Genomic DNA, 18,010 nt, shown 5'->3' with positions numbered 1-18,010 from the left:
CCAGTGTTTAAATCTTTTATTGGCGTCGTACTGCTGCTGGCGACGACCTTCGCACATGCCGATCGTATCCGCGATCTGACCAGCGTTCAGGGCGTGCGTGAAAACTCGCTGATTGGCTACGGACTGGTGGTCGGGCTGGACGGCACAGGCGATCAGACCACGCAAACCCCGTTCACGACACAAACGCTCAATAACATGCTCTCTCAGATGGGGATTACCGTCCCGACCGGGACGAACATGCAGCTGAAAAACGTGGCGGCGGTAATGGTCACCGCCAGTTTTCCGGCGTTTGGTCGCCAGGGGCAGACCATCGATGTGGTGGTTTCCTCGATGGGTAACGCCAAAAGTTTGCGTGGCGGGACACTGTTAATGACCCCGCTGAAAGGGGTTGATAGTCAGGTCTACGCGCTGGCGCAGGGAAATATTCTGGTCGGCGGGGCCGGGGCGTCCGCCGGAGGCAGCAGCGTCCAGGTGAACCAACTGAATGGCGGGCGCATTACCAATGGCGCGGTGATTGAGCGGGAACTGCCGAGCCAGTTTGGTGGTGGTAATACCCTTAATCTGCAGCTCAACAATGAAGATTTCACCCTGGCGCAGCAGATCACCGACACCATCAACCGCTCCCGGGGTTTTGGCAGCGCGACGGCGCTGGATGCGCGCACTATCCAGGTGCGGGTGCCGAGCGGCAACAGCTCTCAGGTCCGTTTCCTCGCCGATATTCAGAATATGGAAGTGAACGTCACGCCGCAGGACGCGAAAGTGGTGATTAACTCACGAACCGGCTCCGTGGTGATGAACCGTGAAGTGACGCTGGACAGCTGTGCTGTCGCGCAGGGCAACCTGTCGGTGACGGTGAATCGCCAGGCTAACGTCAGCCAGCCGGATACGCCGTTTGGCGGTGGGCAAACGGTCGTTACACCGCAAACGCAGATCGACCTGCGCCAGAGCGGGGGTTCACTACAAAGCGTGCGCTCCAGCGCGAACCTGAACAACGTGGTACGGGCGCTTAATGCCCTTGGCGCGACGCCAATGGATTTGATGTCCATTCTGCAGTCCATGCAAAGCGCAGGGTGTTTACGGGCGAAGCTGGAAATTATCTGATGATTGGAGAAAGCAAACTGCTGGCCAGCGCGGCCTGGGATGCCCAGTCGCTTAACGATCTGAAGGCCAAAGCAGGGCAGGATCCGGCGGCGAACCTCCGCCCGGTCGCCCGCCAGGTTGAGGGGATGTTCGTGCAGATGATGTTGAAAAGCATGCGTGAAGCGCTGCCGAAAGATGGCGTGTTTAGCAGCGACTCGACGCGCCTGTATACCAGCATGTACGACCAGCAAATTGCGCAACAGATGACGGCAGGTAAAGGTCTGGGGTTGGCGGAGATGATGGTCAAACAAATGACCGAGGGGCAGGCCCAGCCTGCCGATGACGCGCCGCAGATACCGATGAAGTTCTCGCTGGAAACGGTGACCAGCTATCAAAATCAGGCGTTGACGCAACTGGTACGAAAAGCGATGCCGAAAACCCCCGAGAGCCACGATGAACCGCTCTCGGGCGACAGCAAAGCGTTTCTTGCTCAGCTTTCCCTCCCCGCGCGCCTGGCAAGCGAGCAGAGCGGCGTCCCGCACCACCTGATTCTGGCGCAGGCGGCGCTGGAATCCGGGTGGGGGCAACGGCAAATTCGCCGTGAAAACGGCGAACCCAGTTTTAACATTTTTGGTGTTAAAGCTTCGGGGAGCTGGAAGGGCCCCACCACGGAAATCACCACCACGGAATTTGAAAACGGTGAGGCGAAAAAGGTGAAAGCCCGATTCCGCGTCTACAGCTCGTATCTGGAGGCGCTGTCGGATTATGTGGGGCTGTTGACCCGTAACCCGCGCTACGCTGGGGTGACGTCAGCATCCAGTGCGGAGCAGGGCGCACAGGCCTTGCAAAATGCGGGATACGCCACCGACCCGCACTATGCGCGCAAACTCACCAGCATGATCCAACAGCTGAAGTCGATGAGCGAAAAAGTGAATAAAACGTACAGCGCCAATCTCGACAATCTCTTCTAAATAGCTCAAGTCCAGCAAGCCGCTGCCGATAATAACCTGTATTGAAGGATTAAAAGGAATCTCCATGTCCAGCTTGATTAACAACGCCATGAGTGGACTTAACGCGGCCCAGGCTGCGTTAAATACCGCCAGTAACAACATCGCCAGTTATAACGTTGCGGGATATACCCGACAAACCACCATTATGTCGCAAGCGAACAGTACGTTAGGTGCGGGTGGTTGGGGCGGCAATGGCGTGTATGTCTCAGGCGTGCAGCGCGAGTACGACGCGTTTATCACCAATCAGCTGCGTGCAGCCGAAAACCAGAGCAGCGGGTTGACTACCCGTTTTGAGCAAATGTCGAAAATCGACAACCTGCTTTCCAGTAAAACCAGCTCAATTTCGACCTCGATGCAGGACTTTTTCACCAGTCTGCAAACGTTGGTCAGTAACGCGGAAGATCCCGCAGCGCGTCAGGCGCTGATTGGAAAAGCGAACGGACTGGTAAACCAGTTTAAGACCACCGATCAATACCTGCGCGATCAGGATAAACAGGTCAACACGGCTATTTCGTCCAGCGTTGAGCAGATCAACAACTATTCGAAACAGATTGCCAGCCTGAATGACCAGATCTCCCGTCTGACCGGCGTGGGGGCAGGGGCATCACCAAATGACCTTCTTGACCAGCGCGATCAGCTGGTGAGCGAGTTAAACAAAATTGTCGGCGTTGAGGTCAGCGTCCAGGATGGCGGCACCTATAACCTGACGATGGCAAACGGATATACCCTGGTACAGGGCAGTAATGCACGTCAACTCGCGGCGGTGCCATCCAGCGCCGATCCTTCGCGGACCACGGTTGCCTATGTTGATGCGGCGGCCGGAAACATTGAAATTCCTGAGAAACTGCTCAATACCGGCTCGCTCGGCGGCCTGATGACGTTCCGTTCTCAGGATCTGGACCAGACCCGCAATACCCTGGGCCAGTTAGCGTTGGCGTTGGCCACTGAATTTAATACCCAGCACAAAGCGGGTTTTGATGCCAACGGCGATGCCGGTAAAGACTTTTTCGCGATCGGAAAACCCTCGGTTATCGGTAACGCCAAAAATAGCGGTAATGCGGTATTAACGGCTGAAGTGGATGACAGCACAAAAGTGCAGGCCACGGATTATAAAGTGGTGTACGACGGCAGTAAGTGGCAGGTCACGCGTCTTGCGGATAACACCACTTTCGAAGCGAAACCCGATGCCAACGGTAAGCTGGATATTGACGGTCTGAAAGTGACGATCAGCGGAACGCCGGGAGCGAAAGCCAATGACAGCTTTACGTTAAAGCCGGTCAGTGACGCCATTGTGAACATGAAAGTGATGGTCACGGATGAGTCGAAAATCGCCATGTCTGGCCTTAAGGATTCCGGCCAGAGTGATAACCGCAACGGTCAGGCGCTGCTGGATCTGCAAACCAAAGCCACCGTCGGCAATAAAACCTTTAACGATGCTTACGCCACGCTGGTCAGTGATGTGGGGAATAAAACCGCCACGCTGAAAACCAGTAGCACCACCCAGGGCAATGTGGTGACCCAACTGACGAACCAGCAGCAGTCGATCTCTGGCGTCAATCTTGATGAAGAGTATGGCAACCTGCAACGTTATCAACAGTACTATCTGGCGAATGCGCAAGTCCTGCAAACGGCCAGTTCGATGTTTGATGCGCTGATGAACATTCGCTAAAGGAGAGGGGCTTAAATGCGTATCAGTACCCAGATGATGTACCAGCAGAATATGCGTGGCATCACCAATTCCCAGGCCGAATGGATGAAGTACGGCGAACAGATGTCCACGGGCAAGCGTGTGATTAATCCGTCGGATGATCCGATTGCCGCTTCGCAGGCCGTTGTCTTGTCGCAGGCGCAGGCGCAGAACAGTCAGTTCGCGCTGGCGCGTTCGTTTGCCACGCAGAAAGTGTCGCTGGAAGAGAATGTGTTAAGGCAGTCGATAACGGCGATTCAAGGTGCACAAGAGTTAATCGTCAATGCGGGTAACGGTACGTTAAGTGACGATGACCGTGCTTCGCTGGCGACAGGCCTGCAGGGGATCCGCGATCAGCTGATGAACCTGGCGAACAGCACCGATGGTAATGGGCGCTATATTTTTGCTGGTTATAAGACTGAAACGGCGCCATTTTCCCAGACGGACGGCGCATACAGCGGCGGGCGTGAGAGCGTCACCCAACAGGTCGATGCGTCCCGTACGATGGTGATTGGCCACACCGGTGACCAAATTTTTAATAAAATCACCAGTAATGCCGTGCCGGAGCCAGACGGCAGCGCTTCTGAAACCAGTCTGTTCAAAATGCTGGATAGCGCTATCGACGCGCTGAACACGCCGGTGGCGGGGGATGATGCGGCAAGAGATAAAGCGTCGGCGGCGATTGATAAAACCAACCGGGGCTTAAAAAACTCGATGAATAATATTCTGACGGTGCGGGCAGAACTGGGAACGCAACTGGATGAGCTTGGTTCACTGGATGCATTGGGAAGCGATCGCGCGTTGGGTCAGACGCAGCAAATGAGCAACCTGGTCGACGTGGACTGGAATGCGGCAATCTCTTCGTATGTGATGCAACAGGCGGCGCTACAGGCGTCTTATAAAGCGTTTACCGATATGCAGGGTATGTCGCTGTTTCAGCTAAACCGATAATCTTTTTTAAAACATACCGTGAAATCGGGTATGTTTTGTCTGCCCGCTCCATCACCCCGGAGCGGGCTTTTTTTGCGCCTAAATAACGTAGTGGCAAGACAAAACTGCGCACGATGGTTATGTGTTATCTGCAACGCGAACATGGGCGATTTGCAGACACAAAAGCGGCATTGACAAGCCGCAGCGACCGAATTAAGGATAAAAAAAAGCCGACCAGAAGGTCGGCTTTAGCGGTTTGTCTGCTTATTCTATCGGCTGAGGACGCGTTGGTTGCGCTGACGCCTGATGCGTTGCACTGTGACCCCCGGCAGCCCCTTTACCTTCAAAGGCAAACTCTGGACGCTGCCAGTCGCTGTGACGCGGCGCTTCCGGAACATATTCCGGTGCAGGTGCACGGGTCATCGGCGCAGTGGCGTGGTGGCTTGCTGGCAGAGATTCAACGGCGACAGGCGCGGTCTCTTCAATGACTTCAGCCGCGACAACAGGTGCAATCACCTCGACTTTCGCGTCTTCTTCCACCACAACGACAGGTTCAGCGACCTCGGCAACCACTTCAGGTTCAGCGACAACGTCCGCAGATTCGGCGATTACGGTTTCCTGAACTTCTTCCACCGCTTTCGCTTCAGAAATGATTTCTTCGGCAACAGGGACATCCGCTTGCGCGATAACCTGTGGCTGTTCAGCAACGGCCGTTGCGATGACTTCCGGGTGCGTCGTTTCCACAACCTTAGTTTCCGCAACAACAGGCTGCGGCTCGACAGCAACCGTTTCGGTCTGAACTGGAGTTTCGATAACCTGCTCGACGGCAACGGCTTGCGGCTTCATCGCGGTGGTTTGGGTGACTACCGGTGCGATCTCTTGTCCACGTTGCTCTTCAACCTGCGCATCCTGAGGACGAACAACCGGGTAACGGATCCACACTTTGCCAGAGGCCATTTCCGGAGAAGCACAGGCGATGGTCAACGGCATCGGTGACTGAACCGGGTAGCGCTCATCACGGTAGCGACGACGACGTTGGCCGCTGACGCGCAGATGACGAGGTGAACGACGTGAGCGACGCGGCATACCGTTGTTGTCGCGCGCGTCGGCGTTCTCTTCCTGTTCTACGGTAGTATCGGCGACAACCGGCAGATCCAGTTTTGCCAGCTCAGTACGTTGAACCGGTGCTGTTTGCTCTACAGCCTGGGTCGCAACATTCTCAACGACCGCAGTGGCCGCGAGTTCGACGTCAACCGCTGCGCTCTCACCGTAACGTACTTTCTGGTTCAGCTGGCGTTGTTTACGACGCGGTTGAGGCTGACGAACGCGCTCTTCCTGTTCAACTTCCTGTACCGGTTGCTCATCAAGGTTGAGCGCTTTAACTTCCTGCTGCGCCTGACGTTTGTCGTCGCTACGACGACGATTACGATCGCGACGCGGCGCTTGCTGCTCATCACCGGATTTGGCTTTTTCGCTAACGTCATTGACCGTCTGCTGACGGTTGTCGCGCGACTCTGCATTTTGCGGCGAAGGCTGACGGCGGTTACGACGGTTCTCTTCGCGGTTTTCACCGCCTTCTGAACGTTCGCCACGGTCACTGCGGTCACCACGCTCATTGCGGTTATCACGGCGATCATTACGATCGCGGCGATTGTTCTGGCGCGGCTTGCGGCGATCCTGCTGACGTTCCGGTTTCTCTTCCGCTTTAGGTTCTGCTTGCTCAACCGGTTTCGCTTCTTCACTGCCAGCGAACATGGATTTCAGCGCGCCAAAGAAACGGCTTAACAGACCCGGCTGTGCAGCGGCGGCTGCAACGGTCACTGCGGCTGCCTTCGGTGCAGTGGCTTTAACAACGGACTCTGTAGGTTCTGGTGCAGGCGGAACTTCTGGCATGGCAAAGGTCGCCAGCGCCGGTTGCTCAGGGCGTTTACGCTCGGCATACTCTTCTTCAGAAGGTAATGCCATTGCCTCTTCATGCAGTTTCGGCAGCATATAGCTCAGGGTCGGTGTTTCTTCGCCTTTACGGACACGCAGCACGGAGTAGTGCGGAGTTTCCATCTGATCGTTTGGTACGATCACACAGCGAACGCCATCCTGACGCGTTTCAATCGCATTTACCGCGTTACGTTTTTCGTTCAGCAGATATGAAGCGATCGGCACAGGAACAATCGCGTGCACTTCCTGGGTGTTTTCTTTCAGCGCTTCTTCTTCAATCAGACGCAGAATAGACAGGGACAGCGATTCATTATCACGAACGGTGCCGGTGCCGCTACAGCGTGGGCAAACGTGATGGCTGGATTCACCCAGAGATGGGCTCAGGCGCTGACGGGACATCTCCAGCAGGCCAAAGCGGGAAATATGGCTGATCTGAATACGCGCGCGATCCTGGCGTACCGCTTCACGCAGACGGTTTTCAACCGCGCGCTGGTGGCGAACCGGGGTCATATCGATGAAGTCGATAACAATCAGGCCGCCGAGGTCACGCAGACGCAGTTGACGAGCGATCTCATCGGCCGCTTCCAGGTTGGTGTTGAACGCGGTCTCTTCGATATCACCGCCGCGCGTGGCGCGAGCAGAGTTGATATCGATAGCGGTTAACGCTTCGGTGCTGTCGATAACGATGGAACCGCCGGAAGGCAGGCGGACTTCGCGCTGGAATGCAGATTCGATCTGCGATTCGATCTGGTAGTGGCTAAACAGCGGAATTTCACCGGTGTAGAGCTTAATTTTGCTGCTGAAATCCGGGCGACCCAGCGCTGCGATGTGCTGGCGCGCCAGTTCAAGCACTTTCGGGTTATCGATGAGGATTTCACCGATGTCCTGACGTAAATAGTCACGGAAAGCACGAACGATAACGTTACTTTCCTGGTGGATCAGGAACGGAGCAGGGCGGCTTTCAGCGGCTTTCTGAATCGCTTCCCAGTGTTTAAGACGGAAGCTCAGATCCCACTGCAGCGCTTCGGCAGATTTGCCGACGCCAGCGGTACGCACGATGAGCCCCATGCCATCAGGCAGTTCCAGGCTCGCCAGCGCTTCTTTTAACTCGGTACGATCGTCGCCTTCAATACGACGAGAAATGCCGCCCGCACGCGGGTTGTTCGGCATCAGAACCAGATAGCTCCCCGCCAGACTGATAAATGTCGTCAGCGCAGCACCTTTGTTGCCACGTTCTTCTTTATCAATCTGAACAATAACTTCCTGGCCTTCGCGCAACACATCTTTAATGTTTGGACGACCATGGGCGTTGTAATTGGCGGGGAAATATTCGCGGGCAATTTCTTTTAACGGGAGGAAACCGTGACGTTCAGCGCCGTAATCAACAAAAGCGGCTTCCAGACTCGGTTCAATACGGGTAATTTTGCCTTTATAGATGTTTGCTTTTTTCTGTTCATGTCCAGGACTTTCGATATCCAGGTCGTACAGACGTTGCCCATCTACAAGGGCGACACGCAACTCTTCCTGCTGAGTTGCGTTGATTAACATTCTTTTCATCGTAACTTACTCATTATTCTTACATTGACGACTAAGCTGCGGGCATAGTAACGCCTTTCCGGGTGTGAACCGATGGCCTCGTGACTATTCGCGTCGCCAACCTCACGGTTGTCGTCAGCTCAAAGAGGCGCAGAGTGTCGGTTGCCTGTATTTCAAACGGAAACACAGCGCAATTATCAGGGGAACAGTCTGGGTATTACTCTCCAGAGAAGATCCTATCTACCGGTAAGGACTGCAACCCGCAGCCCGCTAACTGTCTGAAAGATCAATACGTCTTACGCCATTGCTGCGTTGATGATCGGTCAGACAAAATGGGTTATTCCGTAAAAGTTCTTGTTTTAGCAAGTTTCAACACGGAAACAGCCTCATTATTCCACTGCTAACCTTGTTATAGCAAGATGACTTTTACCATTTATCACCCGGTTACTCACAGTTTTTTCACTTCTGCAGAGTGATTGGTTTAATAACCGCCAAAATGAAGAAGTGGACGGTGAGTGAACGGGTGTAAAAGTAAATATAAGCATAGAAAAATGAGTGGCGCTAATCTCAATGGCTATTTAGAATCGCCCACCATGAAAACAGAGACTCCATCCGTAAAAATGATTGCCATTTCAGCAGACGAAGCTGGGCAACGAATCGACAACTTTTTACGCACGCAACTTAAAGGCGTGCCAAAAAGTATGATTTATCGCATTTTGCGTAAAGGCGAAGTGCGGGTGAACAAAAAGCGCATCAAACCCGAGTATAAATTGGAAGCCGGGGATGAGGTGCGTATTCCGCCAGTGCGTGTTGCCGAACGCGAAGAAGAGGCGGTTTCGCCGCATCTGCAAAAAGTCGCGGCATTGGCAGATGTCATTCTCTATGAGGATGAACATATTCTGGTGCTAAACAAACCTTCCGGTACGGCTGTGCATGGCGGAAGCGGGCTCAGTTTCGGGGTGATTGAAGGTTTACGCGCACTGAGACCAGAAGCACGTTTCCTGGAACTGGTGCATCGCCTTGACCGTGACACCTCCGGCGTATTGCTGGTGGCGAAAAAACGGTCTGCTTTGCGTTCGCTGCATGAACAGTTGCGCGAAAAGGGAATGCAAAAAGATTACCTGGCGCTGGTGCGCGGTCAGTGGCAGTCGCACGTCAAAACGGTCCAGGCACCTTTATTAAAGAATATTCTGCAAAGCGGTGAGCGTATTGTGCGGGTAAACCAGGAAGGTAAGCCGTCGGAGACACGTTTCAAAGTGGAAGAGCGCTACGCGTTCGCCACGCTGGTACGTTGTAGCCCGGTGACTGGAAGAACCCATCAGATTCGTGTTCACACCCAATATGCCGGGCATCCTATCGCATTTGACGATCGTTACGGCGATCGTGAGTTCGATAAACAGCTGGCGGGCACAGGGTTATCGCGACTCTTTCTCCATGCCGCAGCGCTGAAGTTCACCCATCCCGGCACCGGAGAAGTGTTACGTATCGAAGCGCCGATGGATAACCAACTGAAGCATTGTCTTCAGGTATTGCGTAACAAAGCTTAAGGCGCTTTGCTTATCTGGCCTACGGAGTCATGTCCATTGTAGGCCTGATAAGACGCTCTAGTGCGCCATCAGGCAGACACACTAGGCCTTCAGCGGGTTCATCTCTTCCCGGCGCAGCATCTGACACAGCGCAATCAACGGCAGGCCAATGAGCGTGTTAGGGTCTCGTCCCTCTAAGCGCTCGAAAAGCGCGATGCCGAGTCCTTCGCTTTTAAAGCTCCCCGCACAATGTAATGGGCGTTCTTTGCGCACATAGTCCTCGATTTCCGTTTCGCTCAGATGACGGAAATGGACATCGAAAGGCTCGACTTCTGTTTGCAAGTGCCCGGTTGCGGAATGATAAAGCGCAAGCCCGGTATAAAACGTCACAATATTCCCGCTGGCTTTCGCTAATTGTTGCCGTGCTTTTTCTTCGGTTAGCGGTTTACCTGTAATTTCGCCGTCCAGAACGCAAATCTGGTCGGAACCAATAATCAGATGATTTGGGAAACGGTGGGCGAGAGATTGTGCTTTTTCCTGTGCCAGACGCAATACCAGATGTCGCGGCGCTTCGCCTGGCATCGGGGTCTCGTCGACCTCTGGGGCTGCGCATTCGAAGGGGATACACAGTTTTTCGAGCAACGCGCGACGCCAGGGAGACGTTGAGGCGAGAATCAGTTGCGGCATATTTTTTTCCCCAGATATAGCGTAATGATGTGAGCCATTTTAAACTAGGCGCCGGGACGTTCAAGCGTGCCACAGCGGCTTGTCCTGATTGATTTTAAGACTGTGACTCGCAATGTGTGCGAATTATTGGCAAAAGGCAACCGCACGTTGCCTTTTTCTTTGACTATATGACGTTACAAAGTTAATATGCGCGCCCTATGCAAAAGGTAAAATTACCCCTGACTCTTGATCCGGTTCGTACGGCTCAAAAACGCCTCGATTACGAAGGTATCTTTCCTTCCGATCTGGCAGAGCGCGTCGCCGATTCTGTAGTCAGTGTGGACAGTGATGTGGAATGCTCCATGTCGTTCGCTATCGATAATCAACGTCTCGCCGTTATTACGGGTGATGCGAAGGTTTCGGTAACGCTCGAATGCCAGCGTTGCGGGAAGCCGTTTCCACACCATGTACACACAACGTATTGTTTCAGTCCTGTCCGTTCTGACGAACAAGCTGAAGCACTCCCGGAAGCGTATGAGCCGATTGAGGTTAACGAATTCGGTGAAATCGATCTGCTTGCAATGGTAGAAGATGAAATTATCCTCTCCTTGCCGGTAGTTCCGGTGCATGATTCTGAACACTGTGAAGTGTCCGAGGCGGACATGGTCTTTGGTGAATTGCCTGTTGAAGTGCAAAAACCAAATCCATTTGCCGTATTAGCCAGCTTAAAGCGTAAGTAATTGAGGAGTAAGGTCCATGGCCGTACAACAGAATAAACCAACCCGTTCCAAACGTGGCATGCGTCGTTCTCATGACGCTCTGACCGCAGTCACCAGCCTGTCTGTAGACAAAACCTCTGGTGAGAAACACCTGCGTCACCACATCACTGCCGACGGTTTCTACCGCGGTCGCAAGGTAATCGCTAAGTAATCACGCGTTACTCAACGGATTTCGCGTTTCAGGAAACCGGCAAGCGAGAGGAACCCCACTGCACAGGTTACTATGCCCTGGGGTGAATAAGCGCGGTCAGTGCGCCTGCAGTGTGAATGTCGAAGAGTACAAGCGTGATGAAGCTTAGTGAGGATTTCCCCGTGTGAGCGGGGAAACACCAAACCGGGCGGCGACGATACCTTGACACGTCTAACCCTGGCGTTAGATGTCATGGGGGGCGATTTTGGCCCTTCCGTGACAGTGCCTGCAGCACTGCAGGCACTGAATTCTAATTCGCAACTCACACTTCTTTTAGTCGGGAATCCCGATACAATCACGCCATTACTTGCCAAAGCTGACTTTGAACAACGTTCGCGTCTGCAGATTATCCCTGCACAGTCAGTTATTGCCAGTGATGCCCGGCCTTCGCAAGCGATCCGCGCCAGTCGCGGTAGCTCTATGCGTGTGGCCCTGGAGCTGGTGAAAGAAGGTCGAGCTGAGGCCTGTGTGAGCGCCGGTAATACGGGCGCGCTGATGGGACTGGCGAAATTATTGCTCAAACCACTTGAGGGGATTGAGCGTCCGGCGTTGGTGACGGTTTTACCGCATCAGCAAAAGGGCAAAACGGTGGTGCTGGATCTTGGCGCCAACGTCGATTGCGACAGCACGATGTTAGTGCAGTTCGCCATTATGGGCTCCGTATTAGCGGAGGAGGTGGTTGGCATAACCAACCCTCGAGTGGCGCTACTTAACATCGGCGAAGAAGAAACCAAGGGTCTCGACAGTATTCGGGATGCCTCAGTGGTGCTAAAAACAATCCCTTCCATCAACTACATCGGCTATCTTGAAGCTAATGAATTATTGACGGGGAAAACCGATGTTCTGGTATGTGATGGATTTACAGGTAATGTCACATTAAAGACAATGGAAGGTGTTGTCAGAATGTTTCTCTCACTGCTGAAATCTCAGGGTGAGGGTAAAAAACGGTCGTGGTGGCTGCTGTTATTAAAACGTTGGTTACAAAAAAGCCTAACGAGGCGATTCAGTCACCTCAACCCCGACCAGTATAATGGCGCCTGTCTGTTAGGATTGCGCGGCACGGTGATAAAAAGTCATGGTGCGGCCAATCAGCGAGCATTTGCGGTCGCGATTGAACAGGCAGTGCAGGCGGTGCAGCGACAAGTTCCTCAGCGAATTGCCGCTCGCCTGGAATCTGTATACCCAGCCGGATTCGAATTGCTGGATGGTGGCAAAAGCGGGAGTTCGCGGACACACAAGTAATCATGTGGCCGTCTCGCTGTTAACGCACCAGCAGTTTGTTCGTGGTGGTATATAACCGAAAAGTGACTGAGCGTACATGTATACGAAGATTATTGGTACTGGCAGCTATCTGCCTGAACAAGTGCGTACTAACGCCGATTTGGAAAAAATGGTAGAGACATCTGATGAGTGGATCGTCGCTCGTACAGGTATCCGTGAACGCCATATTGCTGGGCCAAATGAAACAGTCGCGACGATGGGCTTCACTGCCGCAAACCGCGCGCTTGAAATGGCTGGCATCGATAAAGAACAAATTGGTTTGATCGTGGTTGCGACCACATCTTCAACACACGCATTCCCAAGTGCCGCTTGCCAGATTCAGAATATGCTGGGCATTAAAGGTTGTCCGGCGTTTGACGTTGCGGCGGCGTGTGCTGGTTTTACCTATGCCTTAAGCGTTGCCGACCAGTATGTAAAATCGGGTTCAGTAAAGCATGCGCTGGTGGTGGGGTCTGATGTCCTGGCGCGTACCTGCGATCCGACCGATCGTGGGACGATCATTATCTTCGGTGATGGCGCTGGCGCTGTTGTTCTGAGCGCATCCGAGGAACCGGGCATCATTTCGACGCATTTGCATGCGGACGGACGCTACGGTGAATTGTTGACGCTGCCAAATGCCGATCGCGTGAATCCGGAAAACTCGATTCATCTGACGATGGCGGGTAACGAAGTCTTTAAAGTCGCGGTGACTGAACTGGCGCGCATCGTTGATGAGACGCTGGAAGCTAATGGTCTTTCTCGCTCCGACCTGGATTGGCTGGTGCCACACCAGGCGAACCTTCGCATCATTTCCGCAACGGCGAAGAAGCTGGGGATTGATCCAGACAAGCTTGAAGAGAAAGTCGTCATTACGCTTGACCGTCATGGCAATACTTCTGCTGCATCTGTACCGTGCGCGCTCGACGAAGCCGTGCGTGACGGACGGATCAAAGCCGGTCAGTTGATATTGCTTGAAGCCTTCGGGGGTGGATTCACCTGGGGCTCCGCGCTGGTTCGTTTCTAGTATAAGGAATTAAACATGACGCAATTTGCTTTTGTGTTCCCTGGTCAGGGTTCTCAAACCGTTGGGATGCTGTCTGATATGGCTGCAGCATACCCCATCGTAGAAGAAACTTTTGCTGAAGCTTCTGCCGCGCTGGGCTATGACCTGTGGGCGTTGACGCAGCAAGGTCCAGCGGAAGAACTGAATAAAACGTGGCAAACTCAGCCAGCACTGTTGACGGCCTCCGTGGCACTGTATCGCGTATGGCAGCAGCAGGGCGGTAAAACGCCAGCGCTGATGGCAGGACACAGCCTCGGTGAATACTCTGCGTTGGTCTGCGCTGGCGTCATGAATTTTGCTGATGCCGTGCGTCTGGTTGAACTGCGTGGCAAATTCATGCAGGAAGCGGTCCCAGAAGGGACTGGCGGCATGTCTGCAATTATCGGCCTGGACGACGCTTCCATCGCCAAAGCGTGCGAAGAGTCTGCTGAAGGTCAGGTTGTCTCCCCGGTTAACTTTAACTCACCGGGTCAGGTGGTCATTGCCGGGCACAAAGAAGCCGTTGAACGTGCTGGCGCAGCCTGTAAAGCCGCAGGTGCAAAACGTGCGCTTCCATTACCGGTCAGCGTTCCGTCACACTGTGCGCTGATGAAGCCCGCAGCCGATAAACTGGCTGTTGAGTTAGCGAAAATCACCTTCAACGCGCCGACGGTACCTGTCGTGAATAACGTTGATGTGAAATGTGAAGCTGACGCTGATGCAATTCGTGATGCACTGGTACGCCAACTGTATAATCCGGTGCAGTGGACGAAAAGCGTAGAATTTATCGCCGCGCAGGGTGTTACGCACCTTTATGAAGTGGGCCCAGGTAAAGTTCTCACTGGTCTGACGAAACGTATTGTTGACACCCTGACAGCCTCGGCACTGAATGAGCCAGCGGCGCTGTCTGCGGCGCTTGAGCAATAAAAGAGGAAAACCATGAGTTTTGAAGGAAAAGTCGCGCTGGTTACCGGTGCAAGCCGTGGCATTGGCCGCGCAATTGCTGAAACACTCGTTGCCCGTGGCGCGAAGGTTATCGGTACTGCTACCAGCGAAAGTGGCGCTCAGGCCATTAGCGATTACTTAGGTGCAAACGGTAAAGGTCTGATGTTGAATGTGACCGACCCTGCATCTATTGAATCTGTTCTGGAAAAAATTCGCGCAGAATTTGGTGAAGTCGATATCCTGGTTAATAATGCCGGTATCACTCGTGATAATCTGTTGATGCGAATGAAAGATGATGAGTGGAACGATATTATCGAAACCAACCTGTCATCTGTTTTCCGTCTGTCAAAAGCGGTAATGCGCGCTATGATGAAAAAGCGTCATGGTCGTATTATCACTATCGGTTCTGTGGTTGGTACCATGGGAAATGCAGGTCAGGCTAACTACGCTGCGGCGAAAGCGGGTTTGATCGGCTTCAGTAAATCACTGGCGCGTGAAGTTGCGTCCCGTGGTATTACTGTAAACGTTGTTGCTCCGGGCTTTATTGAAACGGACATGACGCGTGCGCTGTCAGATGATCAGCGTGCGGGTATTCTGGCGCAGGTTCCTGCGGGTCGCCTCGGCGGCGCTCAGGAAATCGCCAGTGCGGTTGCATTTTTAGCCTCTGACGAAGCAAGTTACATCTCTGGTGAGACTCTGCACGTCAACGGCGGAATGTACATGGTTTAATCACGATGAAAAAGATTTGCGTTATTAGAGCGAATGGCCTCAAAATAACGTAAAATCGTGGTAAGACCTGCCGGGATTTAGTTGCAAATTTTTCAACATTTTATACACTACGAAAACCATCGCGAAAGCGAGTTTTGATAGGAAATTTAAGAGTATGAGCACTATCGAAGAACGCGTTAAGAAAATTATCGGCGAACAGCTGGGCGTTAAGCAGGAAGAAGTAACCAACAATGCTTCCTTCGTTGAAGACCTGGGCGCAGATTCTCTTGACACCGTTGAGCTGGTAATGGCTCTGGAAGAAGAGTTTGATACTGAGATTCCGGACGAAGAAGCTGAGAAAATCACTACCGTTCAGGCTGCCATTGATTACATCAACGGTCACCAGGCGTAAGTGAACATCTCCAGGCGGTCACTCGACCGCCTGAGTTTTATCTTTATTTTGTCCCACTAGAATCATTTTTTCCCTCCCTGGAGGACAACCGTGTCTAAGCGTCGTGTAGTTGTGACCGGACTGGGCATGTTGTCTCCTGTCGGCAATACCGTAGAGTCTACCTGGAAAGCTCTCCTTGCCGGTCAGAGTGGCATCAGCCTGATCGACCATTTCGATACTAGCGCCTATGCAACTAAATTTGCTGGCTTAGTAAAGGATTTTAACTGTGATGACATCATCTCGCGCAAAGAACAGCGCAAGATGGATGCCTTCATTCAATATGGAATTGTCGCTGGCGCTCAGGCCATGCAGGATTCTGGTCTTGAAGTGACGGAAGAGAACGCAACCCGTATTGGCGCCGCAATCGGCTCCGGTATTGGCGGTCTCGGACTTATCGAAGAAAACCATACCTCACTGGTAAACGGTGGGCCGCGTAAGATCAGCCCGTTCTTCGTCCCGTCGACGATTGTTAACATGGTGGCAGGACACCTGACCATCATGTATGGCCTGCGTGGGCCAAGCATCTCTATCGCTACAGCCTGTACGTCTGGCGTACACAACATCGGTCATGCCGCGCGTATCATTGCATACGGCGACGCAGATGCGATGGTTGCGGGTGGTGCTGAAAAAGCCAGTACCCCGCTTGGCGTGGGTGGTTTTGGCGCGGCTCGTGCGCTGTCTACACGTAATGAAAACCCACAAGCGGCAAGCCGCCCGTGGGATAAAGAACGTGATGGCTTTGTGCTGGGCGACGGTGCAGGCATGGTGGTACTGGAAGAGTACGAACATGCGAAAGCGCGTGGCGCAAAAATTTATGCTGAAGTTGTCGGCTTTGGTATGAGCAGCGATGCTTATCATATGACGTCACCGCCGGAAGATGGCGCAGGCGCGGCGCTGGCTATGGTCAACGCGCTGCGTGATGCCGCACTCGAACCGGCTCAGATTGGCTATGTCAATGCACATGGTACGTCGACGCCGGCTGGCGACAAAGCGGAAACCCAGGCCGTGAAATCGGTATTTGGTGATGCGGCGACCCGTGTGATGGTCAGTTCCACCAAGTCCATGACCGGCCACTTGCTGGGCGCGGCTGGCGCGGTAGAGTCTATTTTCTCTATCCTGGCGCTGCGCGATCAGGCTGTTCCGCCGACCATTAACCTGGATAATCCAGATGATGGTTGCGATCTGGACTTCGTTCCTCACGAAGCGCGTCAGGTCAGCGGAATGGAGTACGCGTTGTGTAACTCCTTCGGCTTTGGCGGCACCAACGGCTCGCTGATCTTTAAAAAGATCTGATGCAATTTAGGCCTGCCAATGCGCAGGCCTGTTCATTGCGAAGCGCCATTTGGTGATTAAAATAAAAAAGGTCCGCTTGCCGGGCCTTTTTTATTCAGTTTTCTTCCCTTGTCCTGTGTTATCCATCCTGCCAAACTACCCGACCACGCATAAGGAGCCACTATGTTCTTGATTAATGGCCGTGAGCAGGAAACCCTTGCCGCCAGTGACCGGGCGATACAATTCGGCGATGGTTGCTTCACCACGGCGCAAATCGTCGGGGGAAGCGTTTCCCTGCTGAATGCTCATCTGGAGCGTTTACAGAATGCCTGCGAGAGGCTCCTGATCCCTTTCAGTGAATGGGATTTGTTGCAGCGAGAAATGGTGCAACTGGCAGTGGGGCATGAACGTGGCGTTTTGAAAGTGATCATCAGTCGTGGCAGCGGCGGCAGAGGGTATAGCGCGGCGAACTGCACGGCAGCCACCCGACTTCTTTCAGTTTCTGCCTGGCCTGCCCATTATGATCGTTGGCGTCGTGAGGGAATTACCCTTGCGTTAAGCCCTGTTCGTCTCGGGCGGAATCCTTATCTCGCTGGCTTAAAACACCTGAACAGGCTGGAGCAGGTGTTAATCCGCTCTCATCTTGAGCAGACGAACGCGGATGAGGCGCTGGTTCTTGACAGTGAGGGATGGGTTACGGAATGCTGTGCCGCGAATCTGTTCTGGCGTATAGGTACCAGGGTGTATACCCCACGTCTGGACCAGGCCGGAGTGAATGGCATTATGCGACAATTCTGTATTCGTATACTGGCACAATCGCCTTTCGAGGTTGTCGAAGTGAATGCCAGAGAAGAGGAACTGATGCAGGCTGAAGAAATGGTGGTTTGCAACGCCCTGATGCCTGTGGTTCCAGTGCGCGCCTGCGGTGACAGGCTGTTGTCTTCACGCACATTGTTTGATTTTTTAGCCCCACGTTGTGAGCACCCGAATTAG

16 protein-coding genes are annotated in these 18,010 nt (G+C 53.4%); 14 read left to right on the top strand and 2 right to left on the bottom strand.

Annotated features, from left to right (window positions below; genetic code table 11):
- Window positions 1–3: 3 nt before the first annotated feature.
- From JM656_RS13115 to flgL, 4 genes are all read left to right on the top strand, one after another.
- Window positions 4–1,101, top strand: coding sequence for a flagellar basal body P-ring protein FlgI (locus JM656_RS13115; RefSeq protein ID WP_203358170.1), 1,098 nt, complete (start codon window positions 4–6; stop codon window positions 1,099–1,101).
- On the top strand, window positions 1,101–2,051 hold the full coding sequence (flgJ, locus tag JM656_RS13110) for a flagellar assembly peptidoglycan hydrolase FlgJ (protein WP_192611878.1): 951 nt from the start codon (window positions 1,101–1,103) through the stop codon (window positions 2,049–2,051). The genes JM656_RS13115 and flgJ overlap by 1 nt, the downstream gene beginning before the upstream one ends.
- Before the next feature lie 64 nt (window positions 2,052–2,115).
- Entirely contained in the window at window positions 2,116–3,759 is a 1,644-nt protein-coding gene (flgK, locus tag JM656_RS13105; protein WP_203358169.1) for a flagellar hook-associated protein FlgK, read from the top strand.
- 15 nt (window positions 3,760–3,774) lie between these two features.
- On the top strand, window positions 3,775–4,728 hold the full coding sequence (flgL, locus tag JM656_RS13100) for a flagellar hook-associated protein FlgL (protein ID WP_203358168.1): 954 nt from the start codon (window positions 3,775–3,777) through the stop codon (window positions 4,726–4,728).
- 243 nt (window positions 4,729–4,971) lie between these two features.
- Here the strand turns inward: flgL and rne are convergent, their stop codons facing one another.
- Complete coding sequence (gene rne / locus JM656_RS13095; protein ID WP_203358167.1) at window positions 4,972–8,199, bottom strand: ribonuclease E; 3,228 nt, start codon at window positions 8,197–8,199, stop codon at window positions 4,972–4,974.
- Between the two features lie 572 nt (window positions 8,200–8,771).
- Between rne and rluC the strand changes: the two genes are divergently transcribed.
- Window positions 8,772–9,725: a 23S rRNA pseudouridine(955/2504/2580) synthase RluC gene (gene rluC, locus JM656_RS13090; RefSeq protein ID WP_203358166.1), complete on the top strand. Its 954-nt coding sequence runs from the start codon at window positions 8,772–8,774 to the stop codon at window positions 9,723–9,725.
- Window positions 9,726–9,806: 81 nt separating this feature from the next.
- Here rluC and JM656_RS13085 read toward each other — a convergent pair whose 3' ends face one another.
- Window positions 9,807–10,391 carry a nucleoside triphosphate pyrophosphatase gene (locus JM656_RS13085; protein ID WP_192611883.1) on the bottom strand — a complete coding sequence of 195 codons (585 nt, stop codon included), beginning with the start codon at window positions 10,389–10,391 and terminating at the stop codon, window positions 9,807–9,809.
- 197 nt (window positions 10,392–10,588) lie between these two features.
- Between JM656_RS13085 and yceD the strand changes: the two genes are divergently transcribed.
- The 9 genes from yceD to pabC all read left to right on the top strand — a co-directional run bounded on the left by yceD (window position 10,589) and on the right by pabC (window position 18,010).
- Window positions 10,589–11,110 carry a 23S rRNA accumulation protein YceD gene (yceD, locus tag JM656_RS13080; protein WP_192611884.1) on the top strand — a complete coding sequence of 174 codons (522 nt, stop codon included), beginning with the start codon at window positions 10,589–10,591 and terminating at the stop codon, window positions 11,108–11,110.
- Between the two features lie 16 nt (window positions 11,111–11,126).
- Window positions 11,127–11,300, top strand: a complete 174-nt coding sequence (rpmF, locus tag JM656_RS13075; protein WP_000290724.1) for a 50S ribosomal protein L32 — start codon at window positions 11,127–11,129, stop codon at window positions 11,298–11,300.
- 201 nt (window positions 11,301–11,501) lie between these two features.
- Window positions 11,502–12,581, top strand: coding sequence for a phosphate acyltransferase PlsX (gene plsX, locus JM656_RS13070; protein ID WP_203358165.1), 1,080 nt, complete (start codon window positions 11,502–11,504; stop codon window positions 12,579–12,581).
- Window positions 12,582–12,657: 76 nt separating this feature from the next.
- Window positions 12,658–13,623, top strand: coding sequence for a beta-ketoacyl-ACP synthase III (locus JM656_RS13065; RefSeq protein ID WP_203358164.1), 966 nt, complete (start codon window positions 12,658–12,660; stop codon window positions 13,621–13,623).
- Between the two features lie 15 nt (window positions 13,624–13,638).
- The gene (gene fabD, locus JM656_RS13060) at window positions 13,639–14,568 is read left to right on the top strand and encodes an ACP S-malonyltransferase (RefSeq protein WP_203358163.1); all 930 of its coding nucleotides are present in this window, start codon (window positions 13,639–13,641) and stop codon (window positions 14,566–14,568) included.
- A gap of 12 nt (window positions 14,569–14,580) precedes the next feature.
- Window positions 14,581–15,315 (top strand): 3-oxoacyl-ACP reductase FabG, encoded by a 735-nt coding sequence (gene fabG, locus JM656_RS13055; RefSeq protein WP_203358162.1) that lies wholly within the window; start codon window positions 14,581–14,583, stop codon window positions 15,313–15,315.
- A gap of 154 nt (window positions 15,316–15,469) precedes the next feature.
- On the top strand, window positions 15,470–15,706 hold the full coding sequence (acpP, locus tag JM656_RS13050; RefSeq protein WP_000103754.1) for an acyl carrier protein: 237 nt from the start codon (window positions 15,470–15,472) through the stop codon (window positions 15,704–15,706).
- 90 nt (window positions 15,707–15,796) lie between these two features.
- A complete protein-coding gene (gene fabF / locus JM656_RS13045; RefSeq protein WP_203358161.1) occupies window positions 15,797–17,038 on the top strand; it encodes a beta-ketoacyl-ACP synthase II in 1,242 nt (413 codons plus the stop codon).
- Between the two features lie 162 nt (window positions 17,039–17,200).
- Window positions 17,201–18,010 (top strand): aminodeoxychorismate lyase, encoded by an 810-nt coding sequence (gene pabC, locus JM656_RS13040; RefSeq protein WP_203358160.1) that lies wholly within the window; start codon window positions 17,201–17,203, stop codon window positions 18,008–18,010.

Origin of the sequence: Citrobacter sp. R56 (assembly GCF_016811995.1) — a bacterium.
GTDB classification, from domain to species: Bacteria; Pseudomonadota; Gammaproteobacteria; order Enterobacterales; family Enterobacteriaceae; genus Citrobacter_D; species Citrobacter_D enshiensis.
The sequence above is the reverse complement of the archived record's forward strand: the minus strand, read 5'-3'. Positions and strand labels throughout refer to the sequence as shown.

Bases quoted from the DNA above. Each gene is read 5' to 3' on its own strand.
- flgJ (WP_192611878.1), top strand. From the start codon at position 1,101: ATGATTGGAGAAAGCAAACTGCTGGCCAGCGCGGCCTGGGATGCCCAG.
- flgK (WP_203358169.1), top strand. From the start codon at position 2,116: ATGTCCAGCTTGATTAACAACGCCATGAGTGGACTTAACGCGGCCCAG.
- JM656_RS13065 (WP_203358164.1), top strand. From the start codon at position 12,658: ATGTATACGAAGATTATTGGTACTGGCAGCTATCTGCCTGAACAAGTG.
- fabD (WP_203358163.1), top strand. From the start codon at position 13,639: ATGACGCAATTTGCTTTTGTGTTCCCTGGTCAGGGTTCTCAAACCGTT.
- flgL (WP_203358168.1), top strand. From the start codon at position 3,775: ATGCGTATCAGTACCCAGATGATGTACCAGCAGAATATGCGTGGCATC.
- acpP (WP_000103754.1), top strand. From the start codon at position 15,470: ATGAGCACTATCGAAGAACGCGTTAAGAAAATTATCGGCGAACAGCTG.
- rpmF (WP_000290724.1), top strand. From the start codon at position 11,127: ATGGCCGTACAACAGAATAAACCAACCCGTTCCAAACGTGGCATGCGT.
- fabG (WP_203358162.1), top strand. From the start codon at position 14,581: ATGAGTTTTGAAGGAAAAGTCGCGCTGGTTACCGGTGCAAGCCGTGGC.
- pabC (WP_203358160.1), top strand. From the start codon at position 17,201: ATGTTCTTGATTAATGGCCGTGAGCAGGAAACCCTTGCCGCCAGTGAC.
- rne (WP_203358167.1), bottom strand. From the start codon at position 8,199: ATGAAAAGAATGTTAATCAACGCAACTCAGCAGGAAGAGTTGCGTGTC.
- JM656_RS13085 (WP_192611883.1), bottom strand. From the start codon at position 10,391: ATGCCGCAACTGATTCTCGCCTCAACGTCTCCCTGGCGTCGCGCGTTG.
- yceD (WP_192611884.1), top strand. From the start codon at position 10,589: ATGCAAAAGGTAAAATTACCCCTGACTCTTGATCCGGTTCGTACGGCT.
- rluC (WP_203358166.1), top strand. From the start codon at position 8,772: ATGAAAACAGAGACTCCATCCGTAAAAATGATTGCCATTTCAGCAGAC.